The 5,705-nt window shown below is 76.2% G+C and carries 1 protein-coding gene; it reads right to left on the reverse strand.

What is annotated here, in order from left to right:
- The coding region (locus VGR37_22185) for an amino acid adenylation domain-containing protein (protein ID HEV2150123.1) at nt 1–5,705 on the reverse strand (5,705 nt) is incomplete at both ends.

Consider the following 5,705-nt stretch of genomic DNA (forward strand, 5'->3'; position numbering starts at 1 on the left):
GTCCAGCCCGGCGTACGTGAGCGTCTCGCCGCGGAAGACCACGGCGGGGGCGCCGGGGGTGCGCGCGGCCTGCTCGCCGAAGAGCTCGTGGACGCACCTGGCGGGGGAGCGCCCTTCGGGGGCGTTCCAGCCCTCCAGGACGCGCGCCCGCTCCGCGGCCCGCATCAGCGGCACCTCCGAGAGCCGCCGCTCCGGGTCCGCCGCGATCTCCTCCAGCGCCATCCCCAGCCGCTCCAGCAGCCGCTCCACCGCCCCGCGGTGAAAGCGGCCCCGGTCGTACTCCACACGCAGCGCCACCTCCGACTGCAGCTCCGCGGCGACGGTGAGCGGGAAGCTCCCCTGCTCCCGCACCGCGTGGCGCTCGACCTCCACCTGCTGCTCCCCCGATTCGGGACCGGCGGCGATGGGGTAGTTGGCGGAGACCAGGATGCTCTCGAACAGCGGCGTCCCCCGCGGCACCTCGCTCCACTCCTGGAGCTGCACCAGCGGGGTGTACTCGTACTCCCGCAGCGCCAGGTTCTGCGCCTGCAGGGCGCGCAGCCACGGCAGGACCTCCGTCCCCGGCTCCACCCGCACGCGGACGGGGAGGGTGTTGATGAAGAGCCCCACCATCTCCTCCACGCCCTCGACCTCCGGCGGCCGGCCCGATACCGTGGCTCCGAAGACGACGTCCTCCTCCCCCGAGTACCTCGACAGCAGCAGCGCCCACGCGCCCTGCACCAGCGTGCTGGCGGTGACTGCGTGCCGCCGCGTCGCCGCCGCGAGCGCGGCCGAGCCCTCCGTCGAGAGGCGCAGCTCGACCGCCGCGGTTCCCCCGGGCCCTCCGGGGTGCGCGGGCTCGACCTCCAGCCGCGTGGGCGCGCGGAAGCCCGCGAGCGCGTCCCGCCAGTGGCGCTCCGCCCGGGCGAGGTCCTGCCGGGCGAGCCAGGCGACGTATTCCCGGAACGGGGCGGCCCGTGCGAGCCCGGCCGGGCGGCCCGTGCGGACGGCCTCGTAGCCGTCCATCAGGTCGCGGAAGACCAGCGGCACGCTCCACCCGTCGAGCAGCATCATGTGAAAGCTCCACACCAGGACGTGCTCGGCCTCCCCGGTCCGGAAGAGCGCAAGGCGCATCAGCGGCGCCCGGGAGGTCTCGAACCCCCGCGCCCGGTCCTCGCGCAGGTACGCCTCGAGCGCCTCCTCCTGCTCCGCGGCCGGGAGCGCGCGCCAGTCCTCCGGGTGGAGCGGGAGCGGCACTCGCGCCCTCACCACCTGCAGGGTGCGCCCGTCCGGGACGGGGGTGAAGGCCGTGCGCAGCGCGGTGTGCCGCTCCAGCACCCCCTCCCAGGCCGCCCGGAGCGCGGTGGCGTCCAGCGGCCCCCGCACCACGAAGCTCCGCTGGGCGACGTACACCCCCGCTCCCGGGGCCACCTGGCTCTCGAAGAGCATCCCCTCCTGCATGGGCGTGAGCGGGTAGACGTCCTCGATCCCGCGCTCGTTCCCCAGCAGCCGGTCGAGCGCGTCCTGGTCCAGCCCCGCCAGCGGGAAGTCCGAGGGGGTGAGGCCGCCCGCCTCCGCGTCTCGGCAGCTCGCCACCAGCGCGCGCAGCTCGTCCAGGTAGCGCTCCGCCAGGCGCCGGACGGTCGCCCCGTCGTGCACGCCGCGGCTGTAGCCCCACGACACCCTGAGCCGGTCCTCCAGCACCCCGGCCGACACCTCCAGGCGGTGGCTCCGCGGCGCCGACGCGGAGCTGCTCCGCCCCGCCGGCTCCCCGGCGAGCCGGAAGAGGGTGTCCCCGGACACGCTCCCGTCGAACCGGCCCAGATACTCGAAGCGCACCTCGGCCGGCGGGAGGGCCGCCAGGCGCGCCCGCGTCTCCTCGCCGCCCAGCCAGCGGAGCGCCCCGTAGCCGATGCCGCGCCCGGGGACGGCGCGAAGCTCCTCCCGGACCGCCCGCAGCGCCCCCCGGACCCCGTCGGCCCCGCGCACGTCCAGCAGCACCGGGTAGAGGGTGGTGAACCAGCCCACCGTCCGGGACAGGTCGACGTCGGGGAAGAGGTCCTCGTGCCCGTGCCCCTCCAGCTCCACGGCCAGGAGCCCGCTCCCGGTCCACGCCTGGAACGCCCGCGCCAGCGCGGCCAGGAGCGCGTCGTTGACCTGGGTGCGGTACGCGGCGGGCACCTCCTGCAGGAGGGCGCGCGTCTCCGCCGCGGTCAGCGCGACCTCGACCGTGGCGGCCGACGCCTCGGTGTCGTCCCCGGCGCGGTCGGTGGGGAGGGCCGGGGCGTGGAGACGGGCCTCCCGGGTCCAGTAGCCCATCTCGGCGTCGAACCCGCCCCGGCGGGTGTGCTCGGCCAGGCGCTCGGCCCACTTCCGGAGCGAGGTGGTCTTGGGGGGGAGGGCGAGCCGCTCGCCGCGGGCGGCCTGCCGGTACGCCGTTTCCAGGTCTTCCAGGAGGACGCGCCAGGAGACGCCGTCCACCACCAGGTGGTGCACCGCGACGAGGAGGCGCTGCCCGCGGGAGCCCAGGTCGAAGAGCGCCGCGCGGAAGACCGGGCCGTTCTCCAGCGCCAGCCCCGCCTGGACGCGCGTGCCCTCCGCTTGCAGGGCGGCCTCCAGCTCCGCGTCGGGCACGTGCGCGAGGTCGAGCTGCTCGAAGGGGGCGCCGCCCTCGGCGGGGGCGTACCACTGCCGCCAGCCCTCCCCCGCGCGGGCGAAGCGGAGGCGGAGCGCGTCGTGGTGGGCGAGGAGGTGCGCCAGCGCCGCGGCGAGCGCGCCGGGGTCCAGCCGCTCCACGGGTTCCAGCAGGAGCGGCATGTTCCAGTGGCTGCGCTCCGGGATGTCCTCCGCGAAGAACCAGTGCTGGATCGGGGTGAGGGGGACCTCGCCGGTGGCCGCGCCCTGCTCGGCGCTCGCCTCCCCGGGCGCGCCCGCCCCGGCCGCACCCGCCCCGGCGGCGCCCGCGAGCCCCGCCACGGTGGGGTGCTCGAAGAGCTGGCGGGGCGTGAGACGGATCCCGGCCCGGCGGGCGCGGGAGACGATCTGGATGGAGAGGATGGAGTCGCCCCCCAGCTCGAAGAAGTTGTCGTGCACGCCCACGCGCTCCACGCGCAGCACCTCGGCCCAGACGGAGGCCAGCGCCTGCTCCGTCGCCGTGCGCGGCGCCTCGTACCCGCGCTCCTCCCCGGCCGAGTCGGGCGCCGGCAGCGCGCGCCGGTCCAGCTTGCCGTTGGCCGTCAGCGGCAGCGCCTCCAGGCGCACGAACGTCCCCGGGACCATGTGCTCCGGGAGGCGCTCGGCCGCGAAGGCCCGCAGCTCCGCCGCGGTGGGCGCCGGGCCCGCCGCGACGAAGTAGCCCACCAGGCGGCTGCGCCCCGGCTCCTCTGCGTGCGCCACCACCACCGCCTCCGCCACTCCCGGGTGCTCCACCAGCACCGCCTCCACCTCCGCCGGCTCGATCCGGAAGCCGCGCACCTTCACCTGCTGGTCCATGCGCCCCAGGAACTCCAGCTCCCCGTCCTCCAGCCAGCGCACCCGGTCGCCCGTCCGGTACAGGCGCCCTCCTGCCTCGCGCGTGTGCGGGTGCGGCACGTAGCGCTCGGCCGTCAGCTCCGGCCGGCCGCGGTAGCCCCGCCCCACGCCCGCCCCTCCCACGTAGAGCTCCCCGGCCACGCCGGGCGGCACCGGCTCGCGCGCGGCGTCGAGCACGTACAGCTCCACGTTCGGCAGCGGCCGGCCCACGGGCAGGTTCGCCCAGCGGGCCGAGGCGTCCTCGCCCGCCTGCAGGCGCAGCACCGTGCTGGTGACACTCGTCTCCGTCAGCCCGAAGACGTGCACCAGCGGCGTGCGCAGCGCGGCCCACTGGCGCAGCCGCTCCGGGAGCACCCGCTCGCCGCCGACGATCACGAAGCGCACGCACCCGGGGAGGCCGCGCCCCTCCTCGGCCAGGCCGCGCACCCACTCGTGCCAGAACGCGGTGGGCAGCTCGAAGCCGGTCACCCCCTGCGCTTCCACCACGCGCGCCAGCTCCTCCGGGGCGCCCAGCAGCTCCGCCTCCGGGAAGACCACCGCCGCGCCCGAGAGCCAGGCGGGGAAGAGCTCCTCGACCATGACGTCGAAGCTGGGCGAGGCGAACTGCAGGATCCGGTCGTCCGGGCCGAGCTCCAGCTGCTTGCGCATGGCCTCCGCGTAGCAGAGCAGAGAGCGGTGGCTGACCATCGCCGCCTTGGGCTGCCCCGTGCTGCCCGAGGTGTAGAGCGTGTACGCCAGGTTCTCCGGCAGCACCCCCGAATCCGGACAGGCCGCCGATGCCGCCGCGTCCAGGCCGGACTCGTCGAGGCGGTCGAGGCAGAGCACGCGCGCGGAGTGCGCCGGGAGCGAGGCGGCCAGGCCGCTGTGGCTCAGCACGAGGGCGGCGCCGCTGTCGCGCAGCAGGAAGCCCAGGCGCTCGGCCGGGTAGGCGGGGTCCAGCGGCACGTAGAAGCCCCCGGCCCGCAGCACGGCCAGGAGCGAGACCGCCAGAGGGTTGGAGCGCTCCAGGAAGAGCGCCACCGGCACCTCCGGCCCCACGCCCAGCCCGCGCAGCACGCCCGCGAGCCGCTCCGCGCGCTCCAGCAGCGCGCCGTAGCTGAGCCGCTCCGCCCCGCACACGCACGCCTCGGCCTGCGCCCAGCGCTCCGCCCGGCGCGCGATCACCTCGTGCACCGTCGCTTCCGCCTCGAACGGCTCGGCCGCACCGCGCCCCAGTGCCAGCACGGCGGCACGCTCCTGCTCCTCCAGCAGGCGCACCTCGGCGAGCCGCCGCCCCGGGTCGGCCGCGAAGGCGTCCAGCACCGCGCCCAGCTGCTCCAGCATCCGCTGCATCGCCCCGTCCTCGAAGCGCGCCCGTGCATAGCTGACGTCCAGCACCAGCTCGCTCCCGCGCAGCTCGGCCGCGAGCGCGATCGGGTAGTTCGCCTCCTCCACCCCCCATGCCTCGCGCGCGGCCAGCCCTCCCGCCGAGGCGTCGGCGGCCGAGGCCTGGAAGGGGAAGTTCTGGAAGGAGAGGAAGCTCTCGAAGAGCGGCCGGCCGCGCTCCACCTCGCTCCAGCCCTGCACCTGCACCAGGGGCGAGTACTCGTACTCGCGCAGCGCGCCCTGCTTCTGCTGCACCGCCTTCAGCAGCGCCTCCACCGTGGCGCCCCCCTCGATGCGCACGCGCAGCGGGAGGGTGTTGATGAAGTTGCCCACCATCTCCTCCACCCCGTCCAGCTCGGCCGGTCTGCCCGAGACCGTGGCCCCGAAGAGCACGTCCTCCTCCCCCGAGTAGCGCGACAGCAGCAGCGCCCACGCCCCCTGCACCACCGTGGCCGGCGTCACCAGCAGCCGCTTCGCCAAGGCCTGCACCGCCCCCGTCCGCTCCTCCCCCAGCACCACCTTGCACGAGCCGTCCCCCGCCGCCTCCTCGGCCTCCGCCTGCGCGGCATCCTGTACCGCCGCCGCCCGCTCGATGCCCAGCGGGGTCGGCGCGCGGAAGCCGGCCAGCTCGGCGCGCCAGAAGGCCTCCGCGCGCGCCAGGTCCTGCCGGGCGAGCCAGGCGATGTAGTCCCGGTACGGGCGCGGGCGCGCCAGCTCCGCCGTGCGCCCCTGGAGCTGGGCCGCGTAGAGGGCCAGCACGTCGCGGTAGACCAGCCCCACGCTCCAGCCGTCGAGCAGCAGATGGTGGTGCGTCCACACCAGGCGGTGCT

This window comes from Longimicrobiaceae bacterium (assembly GCA_035936415.1).
Classification (GTDB): Bacteria; Gemmatimonadota; Gemmatimonadetes; order Longimicrobiales; family Longimicrobiaceae; genus JAFAYN01.